The sequence below is a fragment of the Halovenus aranensis genome, assembly GCF_900100385.1.
Lineage (GTDB): Archaea > Halobacteriota > Halobacteria > Halobacteriales > Haloarculaceae > Halovenus > Halovenus aranensis.
The window spans coordinates 65,109-88,371 of the sequence record NZ_FNFC01000011.1 but is presented as its reverse complement, the minus strand read 5'-3'; the positions used below and the strand labels follow the sequence as shown (position 1 = coordinate 88,371).

The 23,263-nt window shown below is 62.6% G+C and carries 23 protein-coding genes; 8 read left to right on the top strand and 15 right to left on the bottom strand.

Features of this window, described 5'->3' with window-relative positions:
• Positions 1-2: 2 nt before the first annotated feature.
• Positions 3-2,384, bottom strand: a complete 2,382-nt coding sequence (locus tag BLR34_RS12045; RefSeq protein WP_092703359.1) for a DNA topoisomerase VI subunit B — start codon at positions 2,382-2,384, stop codon at positions 3-5.
• Between the two features lie 165 nt (positions 2,385-2,549).
• Between BLR34_RS12045 and gyrB the strand changes: the two genes are divergently transcribed.
• Together gyrB and gyrA are read left to right on the top strand one after the other, a co-directional pair.
• A complete protein-coding gene (gene gyrB, locus BLR34_RS12040) occupies positions 2,550-4,484 on the top strand; it encodes a DNA topoisomerase (ATP-hydrolyzing) subunit B (RefSeq protein WP_092703357.1) in 1,935 nt (644 codons plus the stop codon).
• An 11-nt stretch (positions 4,485-4,495) separates the two neighbouring features.
• Positions 4,496-7,003: a DNA gyrase subunit A gene (gene gyrA / locus BLR34_RS12035; RefSeq protein ID WP_092703355.1), complete on the top strand. Its 2,508-nt coding sequence runs from the start codon at positions 4,496-4,498 to the stop codon at positions 7,001-7,003.
• A gap of 155 nt (positions 7,004-7,158) precedes the next feature.
• Here the strand turns inward: gyrA and BLR34_RS12030 are convergent, their stop codons facing one another.
• On the bottom strand, positions 7,159-7,569 hold the full coding sequence (locus tag BLR34_RS12030; RefSeq protein ID WP_092703353.1) for a hypothetical protein: 411 nt from the start codon (positions 7,567-7,569) through the stop codon (positions 7,159-7,161).
• 169 nt (positions 7,570-7,738) lie between these two features.
• Here BLR34_RS12030 and BLR34_RS12025 point away from each other — a divergent pair, with 169 nt between their 5' ends.
• A complete protein-coding gene (locus BLR34_RS12025) occupies positions 7,739-8,476 on the top strand; it encodes a CPBP family intramembrane glutamic endopeptidase (RefSeq protein WP_143414159.1) in 738 nt (245 codons plus the stop codon).
• 6 nt (positions 8,477-8,482) lie between these two features.
• On the opposite strand, the gene BLR34_RS12020 is transcribed toward BLR34_RS12025, so the two are convergent.
• The 3 genes from BLR34_RS12020 to sucC are packed head-to-tail and all read right to left on the bottom strand — an operon-like array spanning position 8,483 to position 11,181.
• The gene (locus BLR34_RS12020) at positions 8,483-9,109 is read right to left on the bottom strand and encodes a thioredoxin domain-containing protein (protein WP_092703349.1); all 627 of its coding nucleotides are present in this window, start codon (positions 9,107-9,109) and stop codon (positions 8,483-8,485) included.
• A gap of 51 nt (positions 9,110-9,160) precedes the next feature.
• On the bottom strand, positions 9,161-10,030 hold the full coding sequence (gene sucD / locus BLR34_RS12015) for a succinate--CoA ligase subunit alpha (protein WP_092703347.1): 870 nt from the start codon (positions 10,028-10,030) through the stop codon (positions 9,161-9,163).
• Positions 10,027-11,181, bottom strand: a complete 1,155-nt coding sequence (gene sucC / locus BLR34_RS12010) for an ADP-forming succinate--CoA ligase subunit beta (protein WP_092703443.1) — start codon at positions 11,179-11,181, stop codon at positions 10,027-10,029. Before sucC ends, sucD begins: the two co-directional genes overlap by 4 nt.
• A 105-nt stretch (positions 11,182-11,286) precedes the next feature.
• Between sucC and BLR34_RS12005 the strand changes: the two genes are divergently transcribed.
• The 5 genes from BLR34_RS12005 (at position 11,287) to fni (ending at position 14,896) form a co-directional block, all read left to right on the top strand.
• Positions 11,287-11,481, top strand: coding sequence for an LSM domain-containing protein (locus tag BLR34_RS12005; RefSeq protein ID WP_092703345.1), 195 nt, complete (start codon positions 11,287-11,289; stop codon positions 11,479-11,481).
• Complete coding sequence (locus tag BLR34_RS12000; RefSeq protein WP_092703343.1) at positions 11,478-11,648, top strand: 50S ribosomal protein L37e; 171 nt, start codon at positions 11,478-11,480, stop codon at positions 11,646-11,648. The genes BLR34_RS12005 and BLR34_RS12000 overlap by 4 nt, the downstream gene beginning before the upstream one ends.
• On the top strand, positions 11,620-13,089 hold the full coding sequence (gene purF / locus BLR34_RS11995; protein WP_092703341.1) for an amidophosphoribosyltransferase: 1,470 nt from the start codon (positions 11,620-11,622) through the stop codon (positions 13,087-13,089). Before BLR34_RS12000 ends, purF begins: the two co-directional genes overlap by 29 nt.
• A 71-nt stretch (positions 13,090-13,160) precedes the next feature.
• The gene (gene serB, locus BLR34_RS11990; protein WP_092703339.1) at positions 13,161-13,796 is read left to right on the top strand and encodes a phosphoserine phosphatase SerB; all 636 of its coding nucleotides are present in this window, start codon (positions 13,161-13,163) and stop codon (positions 13,794-13,796) included.
• A 26-nt stretch (positions 13,797-13,822) separates the two neighbouring features.
• Positions 13,823-14,896 (top strand): type 2 isopentenyl-diphosphate Delta-isomerase, encoded by a 1,074-nt coding sequence (gene fni / locus BLR34_RS11985; RefSeq protein ID WP_092703337.1) that lies wholly within the window; start codon positions 13,823-13,825, stop codon positions 14,894-14,896.
• Positions 14,897-14,959: 63 nt separating this feature from the next.
• On the opposite strand, the gene BLR34_RS11980 is transcribed toward fni, so the two are convergent.
• The 10 genes from BLR34_RS11980 to BLR34_RS11935 form a co-directional block, all read right to left on the bottom strand.
• Positions 14,960-15,448 (bottom strand): 50S ribosomal protein L11, encoded by a 489-nt coding sequence (locus BLR34_RS11980; RefSeq protein ID WP_092703335.1) that lies wholly within the window; start codon positions 15,446-15,448, stop codon positions 14,960-14,962.
• Positions 15,449-15,516: 68 nt separating this feature from the next.
• A complete protein-coding gene (locus BLR34_RS11975) occupies positions 15,517-15,717 on the bottom strand; it encodes a VNG_1110C family protein (RefSeq protein ID WP_092703333.1) in 201 nt (66 codons plus the stop codon).
• A 68-nt stretch (positions 15,718-15,785) separates the two neighbouring features.
• On the bottom strand, positions 15,786-16,862 hold the full coding sequence (locus BLR34_RS11970; protein WP_092703441.1) for an A24 family peptidase C-terminal domain-containing protein: 1,077 nt from the start codon (positions 16,860-16,862) through the stop codon (positions 15,786-15,788).
• A 94-nt stretch (positions 16,863-16,956) separates the two neighbouring features.
• The gene (locus tag BLR34_RS11965; protein ID WP_092703331.1) at positions 16,957-17,283 is read right to left on the bottom strand and encodes a DUF7126 family protein; all 327 of its coding nucleotides are present in this window, start codon (positions 17,281-17,283) and stop codon (positions 16,957-16,959) included.
• Position 17,284: 1 nt separating this feature from the next.
• Positions 17,285-18,202 (bottom strand): glutamine-hydrolyzing GMP synthase, encoded by a 918-nt coding sequence (gene guaA, locus BLR34_RS11960; protein ID WP_092703329.1) that lies wholly within the window; start codon positions 18,200-18,202, stop codon positions 17,285-17,287.
• Positions 18,202-19,830 carry a glutamine hydrolyzing CTP synthase gene (pyrG, locus tag BLR34_RS11955; protein WP_092703327.1) on the bottom strand — a complete coding sequence of 543 codons (1,629 nt, stop codon included), beginning with the start codon at positions 19,828-19,830 and terminating at the stop codon, positions 18,202-18,204. The genes guaA and pyrG overlap by 1 nt, the downstream gene beginning before the upstream one ends.
• 84 nt (positions 19,831-19,914) lie before the next feature.
• Positions 19,915-20,328 carry a response regulator gene (locus tag BLR34_RS11950; RefSeq protein ID WP_092703325.1) on the bottom strand — a complete coding sequence of 138 codons (414 nt, stop codon included), beginning with the start codon at positions 20,326-20,328 and terminating at the stop codon, positions 19,915-19,917.
• Positions 20,329-20,332: 4 nt separating this feature from the next.
• Positions 20,333-21,634 carry a methyl-accepting chemotaxis protein gene (locus BLR34_RS11945; protein WP_176765311.1) on the bottom strand — a complete coding sequence of 434 codons (1,302 nt, stop codon included), beginning with the start codon at positions 21,632-21,634 and terminating at the stop codon, positions 20,333-20,335.
• A 225-nt stretch (positions 21,635-21,859) separates the two neighbouring features.
• The gene (locus BLR34_RS11940) at positions 21,860-22,402 is read right to left on the bottom strand and encodes a hypothetical protein (protein WP_092703321.1); all 543 of its coding nucleotides are present in this window, start codon (positions 22,400-22,402) and stop codon (positions 21,860-21,862) included.
• A gap of 102 nt (positions 22,403-22,504) precedes the next feature.
• Positions 22,505-23,152: a helix-turn-helix domain-containing protein gene (locus tag BLR34_RS11935; protein WP_092703319.1), complete on the bottom strand. Its 648-nt coding sequence runs from the start codon at positions 23,150-23,152 to the stop codon at positions 22,505-22,507.
• Positions 23,153-23,263 lie beyond the last annotated feature (111 nt).

The following is a 23,263-nucleotide window of genomic DNA, read 5'->3' as shown; positions in this document are numbered from 1 at the left end:
GTTCAGGCGTCCACTGTCAGTTTCTCGTCCTCGATACCGTCGACTGCGACCTCGGGGTCGGCGTCTGTAGCGAGCGTGTATTCGAGCGTGGCCTGTTCGCCCGCCGAGACGGTCGGGCTCCACTTGAGGAACCACTCGCCGTCCATCTCGACGACGTTCGCGCCGTTTACCTCGGCCGGCTCCGCGTCGACGATTTCGGTAATTTCCGGGTCGGCATTGGTGTCGTCGTTGTTCTCGACGACGAGTCGGACTGTCTCGCCGTCGCGCTCGCGGGCCACTAACACGTCGTTCATGATGCGAGCCATCGTGTTGTCTATCTCCAAGTCCTCGCGCTCGGTCACGCCGGACAGCTTCTGTGCCATTTCGGGGAGGATGGTCGCCAGCTTGTTTTGTTTCTCGCGGCGCTGGCGCATCGACCGTCGCTTGTTGAGAAAGCTCTTCAATTCGCGGGCGGCCTCCCGGATTGCGAGTTCGATTTCGTCTTCGATTTCTGGAACGTTGGCGATGGCGTCTTTGGACTCGCTAGTGAAGGGGACGTTCGTGGAGGCAACGTGGACCATGATGACCGCCGGCCCGTTCGGGACGCCGCTCCCACCCGGCTGGTCGAGGCCGTAGTTGCGCCAGTTGATGTTCTTGACCACGTCGGTCGTCGCACAGGCCCCGCGCTGGTAGACCAGCGGGACTCGGTTGGCAAACCGGAGCACCTCCGCCGAGCCGTCGGACTCGACGTCGCCGCCGTAGGCGATGCCGGCCTCGACGATGAAGGGGTCACCGCCGTGAACCGAGGCGTCTCGGGTCGCCGCTGCGAAGAAGTCGGCGTCGTACTCCTTGCCGAGACCCTTCTCGACGAGGTCTTCGGTGATTGGGGCCAGACAGCCCGTCGGTGGGGACATGATGTCGACCGCGCGCATCGCGTCGAGTAGCTCCGAGGCGGTGTCGCGCTCGGCGGCCACGTCGTGAATCTTCGGCGGGTCGTCCGGAACGAGGGCGGCAGTCTCCCAGAGCGCGTCGACGATGTTCTCACGGGCGGTGTCGCCGAACGTGGCGTCGTCGCGTTCTTCGGTCATGTCGGCCGCACGGTCGACAAACGACCGGAGGTCGTCCCGGGTGACTCGGTGGCGCTCGCCCTGTTCGAACTTGGCCGCCAGGCGCTCGGTAATCGCCTCGACGACGGCGTCGTCTTTGCGTGTCGTCGTCGCCTCGTCGACCAGCGCGTAGATGTCCGACTCGCGTGTGGCAGTAATCGCCCCCCAGGCGGCCTCGACGGCGTTCTCTCGCACCGTCGAGCCGAAGGTGGTACCGTACTCCGCCTGGACCTCGTCGCCGACGGCTTCGACCGCTTCGAGGACCTGGTGGTGCGCGACCCGGTCGTGGCTGGTCAGCGTATCAGCAACGCCGTCGGCGAAGTCTGCCGTCGCCTCCTGGCCTTTGTTCACGACGGCTTCGGTGACTGTCTCCTCGATGGCGACGTCTTCGTGAGCCTGGGGGGTCTGCCATGTCATCTCCCGGCCGAAGTGGCGGTCACGGAAGCTGTCGATGATTGCGTCGGCGGTCTTCTGGCCGACCCTGGTGAACTCCTCTTGAACGAATCCCGAAATGGAGTACGAGTCGGTCTCTTCTCCCATCTTGATGAGGGTCCCAAGTTCGACGCCGTGAGGATGTGGCCGAATCTCCTCGGTCTCGGCCGGAAGCTGGTCGGTCGCCCGCTCGTATTTGAACTCCGCTTTCGGCTCTTTGAGCTCGATTCGGGCGTGGGGATTGACGACCGCCGTATGGGTGATGTAGTCGTGGAGCTGCTGGCGGGCGCGCATGTTCGCCTCCATCTCCAGTTCGATGCGCGTGCCGTGTGGCCGCTCCCAGGTCGTCGTCTCCTCGACGCTGATTTCGGGTTCGTTTTCTTCGGTGTCGACGATAACCTCGAAGTACTGTGCCTCGTCTCTTGACTGGGTTCGGGAGGTGACTTTCGCGGGCTTGCCGGAGGTGAGCTGGGAGTAAAGAACTGCCGCAGAAATCCCGATTCCCTGCTGACCTCGGGCCTGTTCGCGCTTGTGGAACCGGGAGCCATAGAGCAACTTCCCGAAGATTTTGGGAATCTGCTCTTTCGTGATGCCGGGACCGTTGTCCTCGACGATGAGGCGGTAGTAATCGCCCTCGTCCTGGAGTTCGACGTAGATATCCGGCAGGATACCGGCCTCCTCGCAGGCGTCGAGGCTGTTGTCGACAGCCTCTTTGACGGCGGTCACGAGGCCCCGGGCTCCGGAGTCGAACCCGAGCATATGCTTGTTCTTCTCGAAGAACTCCGCAATCGAGATGGCGCGCTGGCCCTCGGCCAGCTCCTCGGCAATCCCGTCCCCGCTGCCGAGACGCGACTGATACGATGTCATCGTGTACCCGTATGTATCACACCCGGGGTTAAATGTTGTCGGCAACCAGAGCGAAAGTAAACGCCCGACGAGCGACCGATAAACCGCCCGACATAGAGACCGAACTCACGCGCACGCGTGCGTGACCTTTAAGAACCGTGGCTGATTACCTACGGGTACGATTTTATGTCCCAGGATAGTGAGTACGGTGCAGACCAGATTCAGGTGCTCGAGGGGTTGCAGGCCGTCCGGAAACGGCCCGCGATGTATATCGGCTCGACAGACGCCAGAGGGCTCCATCACCTGGTGTATGAGGTCGTCGACAACTCTATCGACGAGGCGCTCGCCGGATACTGCGACGAGATTACGGTCACGATTCACGAAGACAACTCTGTCTCTGTGAGTGACGACGGGCGTGGGATTCCCGTCGACACGAACGAGAAACACGACCGCCCGGCGGTGGAGGTCATCATGACCGTCCTGCACGCCGGCGGGAAGTTCGATAACAAGTCCTACCAGGTCTCTGGGGGACTCCACGGCGTCGGCGTCTCGGTGGTGAACGCGCTGTCGGTCTCGCTCGAGGTCGAGGTCAAACGCGACGGCGCGGTCTGGCAACAGTCGTTCACCAAGGGGGCACCGGACCAGGAACTCGAACGTGTCCGTGACCTGGGCCCCGACGAGGACACCGGGACGACGATTCGCTTCTGGCCGGACAGCGACATCTTCGAGACCGCTGATTTCTCGTTTTCGACGCTCGAATCGCGACTCCGCGAACTCGCATTCCTCAACAGCGGCGTCGAAATCGTCCTCGCCGACGAACGAGACGGCGAAGAGACGACCTTCGTCTACGAGGGTGGCATCAAGGAGTTCGTCGAGTTCCTCGACGAGACAAAGACCGTCATCCACGACGAGGTCATCTACTTCGAGGCCGAGGGCGACATCGACGAGCACGGCGACGGCGTCGTCCACGTCGAGGTGGCAATGCAGGCGACCGACGAACTCCAGGGGTCGCTGCACGCTTTCGCCAACAACATCAACACACGCGAGGGCGGCACCCACATGACCGGATTCAAGACCGCCCTCACCCGCGTGGTCAACGACTACGCGAGCGAACACGGCCTACTCAAAGACCTAGACGAGAACCTCAAAGGCGAGGACATCCGCGAGGGGCTGACGGCGGTGCTCTCGGTCAAACACCCGGACCCGCAGTTCGAGGGCCAGACGAAGACGAAACTCGGCAACAGCGAGGTCCGTGGCATCGTCGAGTCGGCGATGCACGAGCATCTGGGCACCTTCTTCGAGGAGAACCCGGACACGGCCGAGACAATCGTCACGAAGGCCGTCGAGGCAGCCAAAGCCCGCAAGGCTGCACAGAAAGCAGAGGAGCTGACCCGGCGCAAGAGCGCGCTCGATTCGACGGCGCTGCCGGGCAAGCTCGCGGACTGCCAGACGCGTGACCCGACCGAGGCAGAGCTGTTCATCGCGGAGGGTGACTCTGCCGGCGGCAGCGCCAAACAGGCCAGAAATCCCGAGTTCCAGGCCGTGTTGCCGATTCGTGGCAAGGTGTTGAACGTCGAGAAACACCGGCTCGACCGGATTCTCGAAAACGACCAGATTCGCAACATCATCACGGCCATCGGCGCTGGTATCGGCGACGAGTTCGACCTCGAGGACGTGCGCTACGAGAAGATTATCATGGCGACCGACGCCGACGTCGACGGCGCACACATCCGGACGCTGTTGTTGACCTTTTTCTACCGGCATATGCGGCCACTGCTGGAAAACGGCTACGTCTACGCGACCCAGCCGCCGCTGTACCGGATTCGGTACCGCGGCGAGACCTACGACGCGATGACCGACGCCGAGCGCGACGAGATTGTGGCCGAGAAATGCGACGGCAACCCGAGCCAGGTCCAGCGGTTCAAGGGCCTGGGCGAGATGAACCCCCAGCAGCTCTGGGACACGACGATGAACCCCGAGAACCGCATCCTGAAACGCATCTCTATCGAGGACGCCGCCGCGGCCGACCGGATGTTCTCGGTGCTGATGGGCGACGCAGTCGAACCGCGCAAGGAGTTCATCAAAGAACACGCTCCCGAGGCGGAGTGGGTCGACATCTGAGGTGAGAGAGTATGAGTTCAGACACGCCTGAAGACGTGGAGGTACCGGCAGCGAACGTCGAGCGCGTTCGCATCGAAGACGAGATGGAACAGAGCTACATCGATTACGCGATGAGCGTCATCGCGGGTCGAGCCCTGCCCGACGTGCGCGACGGGCTCAAACCCGTCCACCGGCGCGTCCTCTATGCCATGCACGAGATGGGCGTCACGTCGGGGTCGGGACACCGCAAGTGCTCCTCGATTGTCGGGGAGACGATGGGTGACTACCATCCCCACGGTGACAAGGCCATCTACGACACGCTCGTGCGGATGGCACAGGATTTCTCGCTTCGCTATCCGCTCGTCGACGGTCAGGGGAATTTCGGCTCGATGGACGGCGACCCGCCCGCCGCGATGCGGTACACCGAGGCCCGGATGGCCACGGTCGCCGAGGAACTGCTCGAAGACTTAGAGAAAGACACCGTCGACTTCCAGTCGAACTACGACGACCGGCTCCAGGAGCCCGCGGTGTTGCCCGCAAAGTTGCCGAACCTGCTGCTCAACGGCTCCTCGGGTATCGCCGTCGGGATGTCGACGAACATCCCGCCGCACAACCTGAACGAGGTGGTCGACGCGACGATACACCTCATCGACAACCCCGACTGCGAGGTCGAGGACCTGATGGACCACATCAAGGGGCCGGACTTCCCGACCGGCGGCAACATCGTCGGCAAAGACGCAATCTACTCGGCGTATGCGACCGGCCGCGGCCGGCTCCGGATGCGCGCCGAGTACGACATCCAGCGCAACGAGACCGGCGGCGACCGCATCGTCATCACCGAACTCCCCTACCAGGAGAACAAAGCGCGGATGGTCGAGCGCATCGCCGACGACGTGAACGAGGGCGTCATCGAGGGCGTCTCTGACCTGCGCGACGAGTCCGACCGCGACGGCGTCCGGGTCGTCATCGACCTCAAGCGCGGCGCGAACGTCGACGTCGTCGAGAACCAACTGCTCGATCATCACCTCGAATCGACATTCGGCGTCATCAACCTCGCGCTGGTCGACGACCAGCCCCAGGTGTTGACCCTGAAGGAGACGCTCGAACACTATCTCGACCACCGCAAAGAGGTCGTCCGGCGACGTGCCCGACACGACCTCGACGAGGCCAAAGACCGCGCGCATATCCTCGAAGGTCGGCTCGAAGCTGTCGACACCGCGGAGGCCATCGTCAACCTCGTCACCGAGTCCGCCGACCGCGACGAGGCCCAGGCAGTCCTCGAAGGCGAGGTTGACCCGACGACACTCGATGTCGAGCTCGAATACCCCGACGTGCAGTCGGACTTTGCGTTCTCCAAAGAGCAGGCAGAACACATCCTGCGGATGCAGATCGGCTCGCTGACCTCGATGGAGGCCGGCGAAATCGAGGCCGAGTACGCCGAGATTCAGGAGGAAATCGAGTACCTCGAACGCGTCCTCGCGAGCGAGGAGAAACTCCTCTCGGTCATCAAAGACGAACTCCGCGAAGTCGCCGAGGAGTACGGCGACGAACGGAAAACGTCGATTCTCGAAGACGAGGGGCAGGTCACCCACGAGGACCTCATCCCCGAGGAGGACTCGCTCGTGGTCATCACCGAACAGGACTACATCAAGCGGATGCCGGTCGACGCCTTCGACCCGCAGGGCCGTGGCGGGAAGGGCATCATCGGCGCAGACCCCAAGGAGGGTGACCGAGTCTCGAAGGTGTTCCGGGCGAACACCCACGACTACCTCTGTTGTTTCACCAACCAGGGGCAGGTCTACCGGCTCAAGACCTACGAGATACCCGAGATGTCCCGAACCGCTCGCGGGAAGTCTGCGGTCAACCTCATCGACCTCGACGACGGCGAGGAGTTGACCGCGGTCGTCTGCACCGACGACTTCGGCGAGGACGAGTGTATCACGATGGTGACCCGTGACGGCTACGTCAAACGTACCTGTGTGACGGAGTTCGAGAACATCCTCTCGACCGGTATCATCGCCGCCTCTCTGGAGGACGGCGACGAACTGGTCGACGTGGAGGTGACCGACGGCACGGGCGATCTAGTGGTCGCAACCGAGCAGGGAATGACAATCCGATTCGCCGAGGACGAGGTCAGACAGATGGGCCGGAATGCCCGCGGCGTCCGCGGTATCGACCTCCAGGACGGCGACCACGTCGCCGGCATGGTCGCGACCGACGACGCCGACGAACGCGCACTGTTGACGGTCACGCACAACGGCTACGGCAAACGGACGCTCCTCTCGGAGTACCGACGCCAGTCTCGCTACGGGAAAGGCCTCGTTGACATCAAAACCGACGAGCGAAACGGCCAGGTGGCGACAGTCAAGGCCGTCGCCGCCGAGGACGACATCGTCGCCATGACCGACCGGGGCCAGATTATGCGCTGTCCGGTCGACGAGATATCGACCCAGGGGCGGAACACGATGGGCGTCACCGTGATGACGACCGAGAATGGCGACCAGGTGTCGACGGTCACCGTGGTTCCGGGCGAGGAATAGCGGCCTGTAACGCTTTTCCCGATTACACTCGTCGCTGTCGAGACGCCGAAGATGCGTCTCCAATCAGAGAGAAACGCTGGTGTGCGCGACAGCTCATACGCCACGCGCATAGATGATTCCGCGTACGTCTGCCCGTTTTTCGATACGACGGACGTTCATTGGACGCTGAGCTTGGTGGGAGCGAACCAGCCGATGTACCAGTACCAGCCGACGGTGACAGCGGTGATAGCGACACACGCGACACCAACGGGCAAAACGCCGAGCCCTTCGATGACGACCAGATACGCCGCTGCGAGGCTGTTGAGCGCGAGGCCGGTGGCCACGCTCGTCCACGAGTACCGCTGTGTCTGCATCTGTAGGTCTGCACCCGAGGCGTACCGGACGCTGATTGTCCCTGCGGTCAGGACCGCCCACGTCAACACCGGCAGCCCGAACACCGTCGAGACCGATGCATCCAGCCACGCGAGACCGTCGACGACAGTCGCCCAGCCGACCAGTCCCAGCCCAATCCACGCGACACTCCGCAGGAGTTCTTCCCGAAGGATACGGTCTAACCGCGCGTTCATACTCGATAATTAGGCTGTCACGACGTAATACTGATTGCCAGTTTCAGAGCCAGCAACGCTGGGGGAGACACAGCTGCCACCGGACAGCGGCGATTGGACACGACCTTCGCCTGCTCGGGGCCAGCCTGACAGAATAAACCATTTAGTCGTCGCCGAGATGGATTCACGTATGCGCGCCGTTTACGCCGACGGCTGGCGGTCGCTGTGGGAGAGTCGACTCGGCAGGCTCGCGTGCGTGACCGGTGCCGTCGCGCTGGCGCTGGTACTCGGCGAAGCGGTCGTCTGGCTCGTCGGCCGGGTTGTCGCTGTCGGCGACGCCGGAACGCTCTCGAACCTGCTCGTCGGCGTGGCTGCGCTTCAGGTGGTCGGCTTCGGCGGGGTCGTCGCTCTCGCAGTCCGGCGACACCGGGAGTCGTGGCGGTCTGTCCTCGGGGTCGAGGCCGTAACCGAGTGGACGGTGTTCTACGGGACGGCAACTGGCCTCGCCATGATGGTCGTCGCCTCGCTCGCGACCGGCGTGTTCGCGGTACTCGACGTAGAGGCTGCCGAATCGAGCGCCGGAGCTGCCGACGACCCGCTGTTTTATATGGTTCTCTTTGTGGTCTCGACGCTCGTGGTCGTGCCACTCGAAGAGGCGTTCTTTCGTGGGTTCGTTCAGGGCCAACTCGAAGAACAGTTTCACAGCGCCGTCGCCATCGTCGTCGCGAGTGGCTGTTTCGTCGTCGTCCACGCGAACGTCTCCGTCGGCTCTGGTGGCGAGCCCGTCGTCGTTGGGCTGTTTTTCTCACTGGGGGTCGTTCTCGGCGTCAGCTACACGATGACGAAGCATTTGGCGGTCCCGATTATCGGCCATGCCGTGTTCAACGGCGCACAGATTCTCGTCCAGACGCTCGAGGTTCTCGTGTAACCCGGCTCACTCGGACAACTGGGCGTCTATCTCGTCGGTGATGCTCGAAACGGTGTTCTCGACGTGGGTATCGCCCACGAACACCGCAGGGGTCGCCTGGACGCCCCAGTCTCGCCCCATCTCGCGGTCGCTCTCGACGGTGTCGCGGTACTCGTCTGCCTGTGCGGCGTTTCGCGCAGCCGCGCCGACGCCGGCAACGTCGTTGGCGACGGTCTCGATAGCGTCGTAAGAGTACCGGCCCTGTTGTCGGTAGATGTTCGACGCGAACGACCAGAAGGCGTCGTGGCCAGCCTCCTCGAAGACTGCTCGGGCCGCACTGGCGACGGGGTACGACCACGTTTCGCTGACCGGAATCGGGAAATCAGCGTGGAAGTACGCCACATCACCCGTGGCGACGTACTCTTCGACAATTTCGGGGGCCGCCTGCAGGGCGAACCGCGCACAGTGTGGACAGGAGAAATCCGAGAAGACGACCATCCGGACGGACGCGTCCTCGTCGCCCCGTACCGGCCGGTCGTCGCCCGAAAGCGAACCGATATCCGACGATCCACCGCTGCCGATACAGCCCGCAAGCGCAGTTGTCAGTCCGCCACCAGCGGCCGCGAGAAACCGCCGGCGACTCGTAAATGTCATACACAGACTAACGGCCACGAACAGTAAGAATCCACCGCTCGATGCCGACGCCTACAGCAGGTCTTCGACGCTGTCGGCGACTTCTTCGGGCGTGTCACCGACTGGCACGCCAGCGGCTTCGAGCGCGGAAATTTTGCTCTCCGCGGTGCCGGTGCCGGAGCCAGAGACGATTGCGCCGGCGTGGCCCATGCGCTTGCCCGGCGGGGCGGTCCGGCCGGCGATGAAGCCAGCCACGGGCGTGTCCATGTGCTCGCCGATGTAGGCGGCGGCCTCCTCCTCGTCTTCGCCGCCGATTTCGCCGCACATGACGACAGCGTCGGTGTCGTCGTCTGCCTCGAACAGCGAGAGTGCGTCGATGAAGTCGGTCCCGATGATGGGGTCGCCGCCGATACCGACGGCCGTCGACTGGCCGAGTCCGCGGTTCGTGAGGTTGTCGACAATCTGGTAGGTGAGCGTTCCGGACCGGGAGATGAGCCCGACGTTGCCGGAGCTGAAGATGTTACCCGGCAGGATGCCGAGTTTCGCCTCGCCCGGCGTGATGATACCCGGACAGTTCGGACCGATGAGGTGGGTGTCCGTCTCCTGAAGGCGGCGGTAGACGCGGCTCATATCCTGGGTGGGAATGCCTTCGGTAATCGCAACCACGAGGTCAAGCGGGGCGTCGAGCGCCTCGAACAGCGCGTCACCGGCAAAGGCCGGCGGGACGAAGACGACCGACGCGTCGGCGTCTTCCTCGCGGGCGGCCTGCGTGACGGTATCGTAGACGGGGACGCCAGCGACCTCCTGGCCGCCCTTACCGGGGACGGCACCGGCAACGACGTTCGTGCCGTAATCGAGCATCTGTTCGGTGTGGAATTTGCCCTCGCCGCCGGTGATACCCTGCACGACGACGCGGGTGTCGTCGTCGACGAGGACACTCATGCTTTCACCTCCTCGGCCGCGTCGACAGCAGCCTGAACGGCGTCTTCGAGGGTCGATTCCACCTGCACGAGGTCAGTGTTGAGTATCTCCATGCCTTCCTCTGCGTTCGTGCCCGCGAGGCGGACGATGACCGGAACCGGAATCTCGTCGAACTCGTCGAGTGCTTCGTTGATACCGTTTGCCACCTCGTCGCCGCGGGTGATACCGCCGAAAATGTTGAACACGACGGAGTCGACATCTTCATCGGAGAAGACCAAATCGAGCGCGTTCGCCACCCGTTCGGCCTTTGCGCCGCCCCCGATATCGAGGAAGTTGGCGGGCGAGCCACCGTAGTAATCGACGAGGTCGAGCGTTCCCATCACGAGGCCAGCGCCGTTGCCGATGATGCCGACGTTGCCATCGAGTTGCACGTAGTTCGACCCCTCGAAGCCGTACTCCTGTGCCTTGGCTTCGAGTTCGTTGTCGGCTGCCTTCTCCTCCATCTCGGCGAGTTCGGGCTGGCGGAACAGCGCGTCGCCATCGACGTTGAAAACGGCGTCGGCGGCGATGACATCGTCGTCTTCAGTTACCATCAGCGGGTTGATTTCGATGTCAGAACCGTCGCGCTCGTCCCACATCTCGTACAGCGTCGTCAGAATCGAGGCGACCTCTCCGGCAACTGCACCGTCGATGCCGGCGTCGTAGACGACCTTGCGCGCCTGGAACGGGTGCATGCCGAAGGCGGGGTCGATGTGCTCGCGGGCGATGGCCTCGGGCTCTTCCTCGGCGACTTCCTCGATGTTGACGCCGCCGCGTTTCGAGACCATCGCGACGGGACGGCCCTCGCCGCGGTCCATCGTGACGCCGACGTAGAGTTCGTTGGTGAAGTCGACGGCCTCTTCGACCAGTACCGTCTCGACGTCGTACCCCTTGAGGTCCATCCCGATGATATCCTCGGCTGCCTCGCGGGCCTCCTCGGCGTCGTCGACCAGCTTGATACCGCCGGCCTTGCCGCGGCCGCCGACGTGTACCTGTGCCTTGATAGCGACCGGGTAGCCAATCTCCTCGGCGGCCTCGACCGCCTCGTCGACGGTCCGGGCCAGCTCCGATGCCGGAGTCGGGATGCCGGCCTCCGCGAAGACGCCTTTCGCCTGATATTCGTGCAGTCTCATGTAGTTCACGAGCTATTTTCACCGTCGGCGTGTTAGGAGTATCGAAACAACCCCGGCTCGGCACGGTTCGGTACGTTTAAGCGCTCGTCGGCACCCGGTAGACGTATGAGCGAGACCGGGAACCGACCGCTTGACGTGCTGGAAGCGTCTGTCGGGGACGACGTGACCGTCCGACTCAAAGATGGTGAGGAATTCACTGGCGTTCTCACGGGCTACGACCAGCACATGAATCTGGTGGTCGAAGCGGGCCAAGACACAACGATTATACGCGGCGATAACGTCGTTTCGATACAACCATGACCAAAGGAACGTCCACGCAGGGTGAGCGAAACCAGAAGGTCCACGTTACGTGTCGACGCTGCGGTGAAGCGTCCTATCACGTAAAAAAGAAAGTATGTTCGTCCTGTGGCTTCGGCAAATCGTCGAAACGCCGAGACTATGCCTGGCAAAGCAAAGCTGGCGAATAAGCTCCGAGAGAAGTGCGGGGTTGTCGGTATCTCGTTGAGCGACCGCGACGCAGCGCGTCCGCTCTACTACTCGCTGTACGCGCTCCAGCACCGCGGCCAAGAGTCGGCCGGTATCGTCACCCACGACGGGTTCCAGCAACACGAACACGTCGAGATGGGGTTAGTCGGAGACGCCTTCGACGAAGACGATATCGCCCAGCTTCCGGGACCACAGGGAATCGGTCACGTCCGGTATCCGACCGCTGGCGGCGTCAACGAGTGCTGTGCCCAGCCGTTTTCTGTTTCCTTCCAGAGCGGCTCGCTCGGGCTTGCCCACAACGGCAACCTCGTCAACGCCGACGAGGTCCGCACCCAGCTCGAAGCACAGGGCCATGCCTTCACCTCGAACGGCGACACCGAGGTCATCGCACACGACCTCGCGCGCAATCTGCTCGATGATGGCCTCGTCAGCGCCGTCCGCGAGACCGTCGAGCGAATCCATGGCTCGTACTCGCTGACCATTACCTACGGCGGGAAGGTGCTTGGCCTCCGTGACCCGCAGGGTAACCGCCCGCTCGTTCTCGGTGAAATCGACGACGGCTACATCCTCGCCTCCGAGTCGTCGGCTATCGACACGCTCGGTGGCGAGCGGATTCGCGACGTCGAGCCCGGCGAACTCGTCATCCTCGAACCGGACGGCGAGGGGTACGAGAGCTATCACGTTGCCGACGCTCCACAGACGGCACACTGTTTCTTCGAGCACGTCTACTTCGCCAGACCGGACTCGGTGCTCGACGACCGGCTGGTCTACGAGGTGCGGCGCGAACTCGGCAGACAGCTCTGGGAGGAGTCCGGCATCGAGACGGACGTGGTGATGCCCGTCCCCGACTCGGGACGGGCCTTCGCGACGGGTTATGCAGAGGCCGCCGGCGAAGACGGCGCGAAGACCGAGTTCGCCGAGGGGCTGATGAAAAACCGCTACGTCGGCCGCACCTTCATCATGCCCACGCAGGGCGAACGCGAGCAGGCGGTTCGGCTGAAGCTCAACCCCATCAAATCGACCATCGACGGCAAGACTGTCACGCTCATCGACGACTCCATCGTCCGTGGCACTACCTCGACACAGCTCATCGAGTTGCTCTACGAGGCCGGTGCCGAGGAGGTTCACGTCCGTATCGGGTCGCCGCCTATCATCGCTCCCTGTTACATGGGTATCGACATGAAAACCCGTGAGGAACTCATCGCGGCAGACCAATCTATCGCAGATATCCGCGACGAGATTGGGGCAGACTCGCTACAGTACATCTCTATCGACGCCATCACCGAGGCGCTGGGTCGCTCAGAGACAGACCTCTGTCTGGGCTGTGTCACCGGGGAGTACCCCTACGACATCGAGGGCGAGGAGCGCGACCGCGACATCTCGCGTCCCGACCTCGACGTGCCCGAAGGAGCTGCTGACTGACCGGCCGTCGCGTTCGTGTCTTGTTCTCGAAACCCGGAGCTTTGAGTCCCCCCGCCGCGAAGGTGACGGTGATGACACTGGTGGCCTTCGACTTCGACGGGACGCTTTCAGACTCCGAGATGACGGTCCTGCTCGGCGAGCAGTGCGGGGCTGCCGACCGGATGGACGAGATAACGAGGGAGGCAATGAACGACGAAATCGAGTACGCTGAGAGCCTACGACGGCGGTGTGAACTGCTCGCGGGCCTGCCCGATACGCGGGCAGTCGATGCCTTCGAGCAGGTCCGACTCAGAGCGGGCACGAGCGACTTGCTCGGCGCGCTCGACCAGGCGGGTGTCGACACGGCGATTCTGACCGGCGGCTTCGAGCGCGGGGTCGAGGCTGCCCTCGAAACGGCCGACACAGCCATCGACACCGTCGTGGCGAACCGCCTGCCGGTCGCCGACGGCGAACTCACCGGCGAGGTGGAGGGACCACTCATCGAGGGGACCAAAGACGACGCGCTCGACGTGTTGTGTGCCGCCCTCGGTGTCGACCGGGCCGAGACGGTCGCCGTCGGTGACGGGGCAAACGACCTCCCGATGCTGACGGCGGCGGACCTCGCCGTTGGCTTCTCGCCAAAGCCCGCCGTCGAGCCGGCGTGTGATGTCGTCGTCGACTCGATGGCGGAACTCCGCGACGTCTTCGAGAGCGAAGGGATTGTTTAAACCAATCGCGCTCGTCGCACCGGAAAATGAGCGAGCACACGGACGAGAACCAGACTGTCGACCGTAAAGACGACCACATCCGGATTGTCGAAGAGGAAGACGTCGAGACCGGTGGCACCGGATTCCAGGACGTTCGGCTGATTCACGAGGCACTGCCGGAACTCGATTACGCCGACATCGACACGAGCGTCGACGTTTTCGGTAGAGAGCTTGCGGCCCCAATCGTCATCGAGAGCATGACCGGCGGCCACCCCAACACGACGAAACTGAACCGTGCGCTGGCGGCCGCGGCCGAAGAGACTGGCATCGCGATGGGCGTCGGCAGCCAGCGCGCCGCTCTCGACGACCCAGACGAGGGAGTCGCCGAGTCCTATACGGTGACCCGCGAGGTCGCACCGAACGCATTTCTCTATGGCAACATCGGCGCGGCACAGCTCGCGGAGTACGGTGTCGGCGGCGTTGAGCGTGCCGTCGAGATGATAGACGCGGACGCGATGGCGATTCACCTCAACTTCCTGCAAGAGGCCGCCCAGCCGGAGGGTGATGTCGACGCAAGAAGCTGTCTCTCTGCCATCGAAACCGTCGCCGACGAGCTCTCGGTGCCGGTCATCGTCAAGGAGACGGGTAACGGCATCTCACGAGAGACGGCGACGCGACTCGCCGACGCGGGCGTCGACTGCATCGACGTGGCTGGCAAGGGCGGAACGACCTGGTCGGGCGTCGAGGCTCACCGGGCCGCCGCCGCCAACGACCGCCGACACGAGAAGGTGGGGACTAGGTTCCGAAACTGGGGACTGCCGACGGCGGTGAGTACGCTCGAAGCCAGCGAGGTTCACGACTGTGTCTTCGCAAGCGGCGGCGTGCGCTCGGGGCTCGATATCGCGAAAGCGGTCGCCCTCGGCGCGCGTGCGGGCGGGCTAGCGAAGCCGTTCCTGACACCCGCGGGCCAGGGAACTGACGCCGTGGTTGAACTCGTCGAAGACCTAGTCGCAGAACTCAAAACAGCGATGTTCGTCACTGGCTCTGGGACTATCGCTGCGCTTCGGGACGCCGACCACGTCGTCCTCGGCCAAACACAGACGTTTCTCGACCAGCGATAGCCCGTCGGTGCTGGTCGCTGGTGGACTGAAACAGCAAAGAGAACAGCGGCCGCGTCTGCGTCGTTACGCGCTCGCGGCTTCGCCGAACATGTCGTCGTACTCGCCGTCGTCGATTTTCGCCTTGAACTCGCGCGGATTCTCGCCTTCGATGGTGACACCGAGCGAGGTACAGGTGCCGACGACTTCCTTTGCGGCGTTTTTCAGGTCGTAGGCGAGCAGGTCCGGGTGTTTCTGCTCGGCAATCTGTTTGACTTGGTCGACCGAGAGGTCGGCGACGAACTCCTCGTGGGGTTCGCCGCTGCCGGTGTCGAACCCAGCCTCGTCTTTGATGAGTTCCGCCGTCGGCGGCACACCGACTTCGATGTCGAACGAGCCGTCCTCCTCGTAGGAGATGGTGACGGGAACCTCAGTCCCGTCGAAGGCGGCGGTCTGGTCGTTGATTTCCTGAACGACAGCCTGCACGTCGACCGGGGTCGGGCCGAGTTCGGGGCCGAGCGGCGGCCCAGGGTCGGCCTGACCTCCGGGAACGAGTGCCTCGATAGTGTCAGCCATATCCGATACTCTGTCGGCACAGGTTTAAGAATTCCTTTTCCACCCCGCGAGTGAGAAGCGGTCCCAGGCTACGCGACGGTGACGCCGTTGCGAGCGAGAAAGTCGCTGACGCTTTTTATCTCGACTGGACTGCCGATGATACGGACGTTGCCGCCCTCACACCGGACTGTGACGGTAAATTCCGCTTCGATGTCCGCACGGAGGTCGGCGAGTGCATCCCGCGGCAGGAGAATCTGCGTGCTATCACGCAATCGGGCGGCCTCGCTCATTATATGCTAGTCCTGTCGCTCATCATATTAGGTTGTCGAAATGTCGCCTGTATCGTTGTCCACGGGGCTCAGGCGATACCGATGGCGCCAAGCAGCGTAAACAGCAGGTCACCGTAGGTGAACGCGACCACCAGGCCGAAAAACATCGGCACGATAAACGGAATTCCGGGTGAAATCCAGACGACATCTTCCTCTGCCAGCGTCTCCAGCCCGTCACGGAGCATCTCGGGCGTGGTCCCGTAGGCGTTGCCATCGATGTCGTCGAGAAAGGCCTCGGCTCCCCACGGGTCGTCGTACTCTTTTGGCTCCGAAGTCAGCGTGCCGCCGTCAGTCTCCACGGCGGTGTCTGTGGGTGCAACGTCGCTGTCGGCTACCGACCCCGAACCAGGCGAGTTCGACTCCTCGGGCAGCGACTCCGGGTCACGGTAGCGCCCAGGGTCGGCCCGGACCGACGCGAGGTCGAGCCCGCGCCATTGGAGGTACATCCGAAGCGCATCCAGGTCGAGACGCCGCCAGGAGAAATGCGAGCGCAGCGCCGACGGCGAGCGTGCGTCACGCAGTCGCCCCTCGGCGAACTCGAGCAAGACGCCGTACCTCTGGGTCGCCGCCGCGGCGTCGATAGGTGTCGCGACAAACATCGCCGGCGATACATAGCCCGTCACGGCGTTTTTGCCCGCGAGCGCGACCGGATACAGCGCCCCCACCAACACCGTGTTCGCCAGTATCGTCATCGAGAAGACGCCTACGTCTGTCGCGACGAGCGGGAGCGTCGCAAACTCGCCCTCGATACCGACCGCCCAGAGGTGATAGTCGGGATATGTCGGGAACAGCAACGCGATGAGCATGAACGCCTTGGTGTCGGCACCGCCGAACCCGCCCAGCAGCCAGAACCCGTAGGCAAGCGGCACGAGCACGAGCACCGAGATGCTTACGCGCGTGAGAAAGAGCCGCTGGTCGAGTGCGGCCGCGTCGCCGGTAAAGACCATGTAGCCGTCCCAGACGAGCAAGACGAGCGCGAGCGCCCCGAGCGGGTACCAGGTCCGGTGTGGAATCCGCCTCGTCTTGATGTCGCGCCAGGCGAGATAGCCAAAGACCGGCAGGACGACCAGACGGAGGATATCGGGAATGGTGGCGAAATCGAACACAGTACTCGGTGTGTCGCCATCGTAATTAAGCGTTTGTGACGAGTCGACGGCAGCGAGCGCGATAGAGCCGCCGAGCACACCGGCCTGACGCGAGTTACGCGTCCAGTTCTGCTGTGACCTCTTCGGGGTCGAACAGCGCGGGGTCGAGTATCAGGTCCGTCTGTGGGAGCGCGAAGTCAGACAGCGACTCCTCGGTGTAGACGACGACCTTCAGCTCCGGATTGAGGTCTTTTGCGACCGGAATCGACGTGGCCTGTGCGGCTTCGGTCAGGACGTAGATGTCGGCCTCGGCGATGTCGACCGATTCGAGCGCCGACCGGTTGCCAACGTCGACGACGCTGAGGGCAAAGCCAGCGTCCTCGATTGGCCCGGCGATGTCGTGTGTGTCTGTGCCTGCGACGACGACGCGTGTCTCAGTCATGTTACTCGTACTCGATTGTTGCGGGGGGCTTGTGGGTCACGTCGTAGACCACCCGTGCGACGCTCTCGTTCTCGCCGGTGATGCGAGACTGGATGCGCTGGAGTGTTTCCCAGTCGATTTCCTGTGCGCGGGCGGTCATGCCGTCGCGTGATTCGACGGAGCGGACGGCGACGACCCAGCCGTGGACGCGGTTGTCGCCTTTGACGCCGGTGGCCTTTCCGATGACCGCAGCGAGCGCTTGCCAGGGGTCGTACTCTTCGAGTTCTTCCTCGACGACGTGGTTGGCCTCGCGGGCCACGTCGAGTTTCTCTTCGGTCACCTCGCCAAGGATTCGCACCGCCAGCCCCGGACCCGGGAAGGGCATGCGCTCGGAGACGACTTCTTCGAGGTCGAGCGCGCGAGCGACTTCGCGGACCTCGTCTTTGTAGAGGTCTCGCATCGGCTCGACGATTTCATCGAAGTCGATGCGTTCGGGGAGCCCTCCGACGTTGTGGTGGGATTTGATTGTCCCCTCGCTCTCGATGCGGTCGGGGTAGATGGTCCCTTGGACGAGCGAGTCGGCGTCGGTCTCTTCGGCGACGCGCTCGAACTCGCGGATGAACTGCTCGCCGATTGCGTGGCGCTTTTCCTCGGGGTCTGTGACTCCCTCCAGTACGTCGAGAAAGCGGTCTTTCGCGTCGACGACGCGAAGCGAGTCCATATACGAGAACGTCTCCCGGATGCCCTCGGTCTCGCCTTTACGCATCAGCCCCGTATCGACGTAGACAGGCGTGAGCTGGTCGCCGACGGCCTCGTAGGCGAGCGCGGCGGCCGTCGACGAGTCGACGCCGCCAGAGAGCGCGATAATCGCGTTCGAGTCGCCGATTTCCGTGCCGATTTCCTCGATTTTCTCCTCGATGAACGCGTCAACGTCGACCATCAGTACGCACCTCCGTCGGCCGCACTGATAGCGTCGACGAATCCGACAAAGGGTGGACTCGCTCGCGTCGGCCGCGACCGGAACTCCGGATGGAACTGCGTCCCCAAGAAGTAGGGGTGGTCTGGCAGCTCCAGAATCTCCATCCGCCGTCCAGAGGCACCCGAAAACACGAGACCGTTGTCTTCGAGGTCATCGATATACTCGGGGTTGACCTCGTAGCGGTGGCGGTGTCGCTCCTGACAGGTCGTGTCATCGTAGAGGTCTGCCGCGAGCGTCCCCGCTGTGATTTCGGTGACGTGTGTTCCCAGGCGCATCGTCCCACCCATGTCGTCGAAGTCCTCCTGTTCGGGCAACAGGTCGATGACCGGGTACGGCGTTTCCTCTTCGAGTTCTGCCGAGTGTGCGCCCTCCAGTCCGAGGACGTTTCGGGCGAACTCGACGACGGCCATCTGGAAGCCGAGACAGAGCCCGAGGAAGGGCACGTCGTTCTCGCGGGCATAACGGATTGCTTCGATTTTGCCCTCTGTGCCACGCGAACCAAAGCCGCCCGGCACGACGATGCCGTCGATACCGTCGAGTTCGCTGTCCTCGCCGTCGGCGAGGTTCTCCGAGTGAATCCACTCGCGCTCGACCTCGACGTTACACTCTAGACCGGCGTGTTTGAGTGCCTCGTGAATCGAGATATATGCGTCTTCGAGGCCGTACTTGCCGACCAGTGCGACCTTGACGGTCTCCTCGGTCGCCCGGGTCACGCGGTCACGCCACTCGGTGTCTCGCTGGCCGACTGGGGCCGCCTCGTCTTCGAGGCCGAGGTAGTCCATGACGTAGTCGTCGAGTTCCTCTTCCTGGAGGCGAAGCGGAACGTGATAGATGTCTTCGACATCCGGGTTCGAGAACACCGCCTCGTGGGGTACGTCACAGAACAGCGCAATCTTCTCGCGGGTCTGTGCATCGAGTGGGTCCGGACACCGGCCGACGAGAACGTCCGGCTGGAGGCCGATGCTCCGGAGTTCCTTGACGCTGTGTTGTGTGGGTTTGGTCTTCTGTTCGCCGTTTTTCGAGTAGGGGACGAGTGTCACGTGTGCAAAGAGGATATCGTCGTCGTCTTCCTCGTGGGCGAACTGTCGAAGCGCCTCCAGATACGGCATCCCCTCGATGTCGCCGACGGTCCCGCCGACCTCGATGATACACACGTCGCTGCCGGCCGCGGCCTCGCGGACCCGGCGCTTGATGTCGTCGGTGATGTGTGGGATAATCTGGACGGTCTTGCCGAGGTAGTCCCCGGCTCGCTCCTTTTCGATGACCTGGCGGTAGACCTTCCCGGTGGTGACGTTGTGGTCCGAGGTCATATCGATATCGAGGAATCGCTCGTAGTTCCCCAAATCGAGGTCGACCTCGCCGCCGTCTTTCAAGACGTACACCTCGCCGTGTTGGAACGGGTTCATCGTCCCCGCATCGACGTTGAGATACGGGTCAATCTTGACGGCGGTCACGTCGAAGCCGGCATTTGCCAGCAGTCGCCCGGTACTCGCCGCGGTAATGCCCTTGCCGAGTCCGGACATGACCCCGCCTGTGACAAAAATGAACTTCCGACCCAGACTCGGATCGTACTCTGTATCTGTCGGCATATCGACCGTGTGCTGGCAACGGGCAAAACCGTTTCGGACCGCGTCCCCCGCGTGAGCTGTTCACTCGGGCCGGGTGGGACTCGTCTATGCGCTTTTTACGTGTTCGAGGATACGCTCGGCCAGGCGGGCGTACTGTTCGGTCGAGCCGCGTTTTCGGACGTGACCGTCGAGCTGTTCGGCGTCGATGTCGGTCATCTCGGGAGACGCTTTCTGTGTAAACAACACGAACGGGACAGTCTCGTCGACCCGCCGGACCGCGGTAAAGAACGCTGGGCCGTTCATCTCTGGCATCTCGTAGTCGCTGAGGACACAGTCGACCCGTTGCTGTTCGATAGCCTCGAGAGCGGCCGCTGGCTCTGCCTCAGAGCGTACCGTAATCCGGTCGTCTTCGTCCTCGAGTAACGTCGCCGTTAGCGAGAGCATGTCCGGATTGTCATCGACGTGAAGGACACAAATGTCTGCCCCGGTGTCGGCTGTCCTGCTGTGAGTGACTCCCATTTGTTCACTCGCGGACGTTCTTGACCTGCGTTTCCACGTCGTCGACTATCGTGCCGAACATCTCGTTCGACGCCGCGATGGTGTCCATCTCTTCGGCGATTTCGGTGATGTTTTTCGACACCTCGTCGATTGTCGAAGCAATCTCTTCGCTCCCGGAGGCCAGGTCTTCGGTCGCCATAGCAACCTCGTCGATGCCGGTCGACACCTCCTCGTTTGCCTCGCTAATCTCGCCCAGCGCGTTCATCATCTCCTCGACCTGGTCGTTTGCGGCCTCGATTTCTTCGCTTACCTCGTTCAGACTCGAAATCGTATCTGTCGTCTCGGACTTTATCTCGCCGACCTGCTCCTCGATGTTCTCGACTTCGGTCTTTGACTCCTCGGCGAGTGCCTTCACTTCGTTTGCGACGACGGCGAACCCTTCACCCGCTTCGCCGGCGCGAGCGGCCTCGATAGAGGCGTTCAACGCCAGCATGTTAATCTGGTCTGCGATGTCGGTGATGGCTTCGACAATCTCGTCGATGCGCTCGATTTTCTCGGCCAACACCTCGAAGTCGTCCTCGACCTGTGACCGGGCCTGCTCGACGTCTTCCATCCGCTGGTTCGTCGCTTCGCCTGTTTCGTACCCCTCGGACGCGAGCGTCTCCGCGCGCGTACTCGTCTTGTTGACCTGTTCCGAGTTCGCGGCAACCTCCTCGATTGTGGCGCTGAAGGTGCTGATTTCCTCGGAAATCTGTCTAACCTGGCGCTGCTGGCCGTCGAGCAGGTCGTTTACCGTGTTCGTCCGGTCGGAGACATCTTCGCTCGACAGCCGCAGGTCATCGACTGCCTGCTGGACGTCGTCGAGGCGCTCTTCGTTTTCGGCAGATAGGTCGTCGTCGTGCGACTCTTGGCTCGCGCCTGCAGCGGCGATGTCACTCAGCGCACCCCGAACGAGCGCCGTCACCTGGTCTGCGGTCTCCTCGTTGTCGCCTTCGGCCAGGAGTTCGCCGATAGACTCCTCCAGAAATGACGCATAGAGGTCGACGAACTCCGGGAACGAGCTCCCGGTCTCTTGGTGGACCTCCCAGCCGTCGGTGCGCACAGCCCCGTCCGACGATAGCACGCCCTCGAACTGGGTTCGTAACTCCGACTGTACCTGCTCCGGTGCCCTCCCGTTGAAGTCCGTCCGTTGTACGTACTGTTCGAGCGCACGGTCGCCGCTGTCGACGACGATACGCTCCAGTTCGGGGTCGGAGTCGAACTCGGCCGGTCGAATCTGCTCGATTGTCTTTCGTGTCGATTCATCGGCTTCGGATACAGATGCCATGTCAGTCATCTCAGTTCACTCTACGGGTGTCGCTCGGAATGCAATAGTGCCCCAGAACTGCGATTCGGCACCGAAACTGCCCCTTCTCTGAGGCCGATAGGTCTGTCAACACGCCTACGGGTTATTCACATTGCGGTGTTCGATTATAGTTTATGCATGAATATTCAACCAAATCGAGCGGACCGCCCGTCGGTTCGTCGCTGAGATGACCTAACAGTCAGCCCCTCACCACTCGAGAACCCAGGCGGCCTGTTCGTCGAGATTCGGTTCAGTATCCTCTAGTCTGGTTCGATTGCTCGTGTCGCTGAGCTCCTGTACAATCCCTTTCGAACAACCCTTGGCGAACTCGGCACTGAGGTTGTACCCTTCGGTGATACCGATACGTACCTTGCGGTCGCCGAGGTGCTCGACAGTGTATCTGCCCGCGGGGAAATCGAGGTCGCTGTCGCGGTAGGCGGCCTCGTGGAACGTGTTCCAGATGTTGAAGCCGTCCATGACCGTCTCGACCTCGTTGGGCCAGTCGATTGCCTTGCCGCTTTCGACGCCGCCTTCCATCATGGTCTTCTCGCCGACCTCCTCGAGCACCTCGTCGAAGGCCTTCTCGACGTTTGCGTTGAGATACCAGGAGTCCTCTTCGAGGGTGCCCATGTGATTCTCGAAAATCTCGCGGACCTTTCGCTCGAAGACGGGGGAGACTTTCCCTGCGCTCTCGATGAACGCAACCATATACTTTCCAGTCGCTTCCGCGTCCGGGTCGTAATCAGACATACTCTGAGAAAGGCCGGACGCGGTAAAGTGGCTACTGCGTGAATATACATGCATACATGAGTGTTTCCATTACCTATCCCTGCCAGAGTGGTCAGTTCGGAGTCACTCGAAGTAATCGGTGACTCCGTTTTCGGCGAGTGTCTTCATTCCCCGACGGATGCGTTCCGAAGCCGCCTGGTCGCTGATGCCGACACGGTCGGAGACATCCGACAGCGAGGCCCGGCGCGGGACCTCGAAGTAGCCCGACTTGATGGCCTCGGCGAGGACTTCCTGTTGTTTCCTGGTCAGTCCGAACGCCTCCTCCGAGAGGAAGAACTGGCGGTCCCGGACGACCGTTGGCTGGATGTCCATGCCGTACTCCTCAGAGCGAGACTGAAATGCCCGGAACGCGTGTTTGTCGGGAAAGTTCATCTTGACGTACCAGCCGTGGTCAGTGTTGCGGGCGTTGAGGTACAGGCCGTCGAGTTCGACCGCCGTCTCGTAGACTTTCTGGTCGACTGTCTCCGGGACCAGCGTCAGGCGGACGAGGCCGCCGTTTCCCTCGTCAGAGAGCGTGACAACCTTTTCGACCATCTTGTCGTGGGCCGCCGTTTCGACGAAATCTGCCAGATTCGTCCCTCTGACGACACAGATGAGTCTGAGGCTCGTGTTCGCGCTCGTCGCCAGGTCTCGGATATCGACTCGCGTCTCTGGAAACGACTTGAGTGTTTCCTGCAAAACATCACTAGTGTTGTAAAACTCGACGTACATGTGGTTACCCCGTACGGTGGAATCGCTGCCTGCCTAACCGTGGACGTGTCCCGGGTCCGCGTCGCCGCCTGTCGTCGGCCGTAACTCCCGGGTCAGCCCGCATCGTCGCTA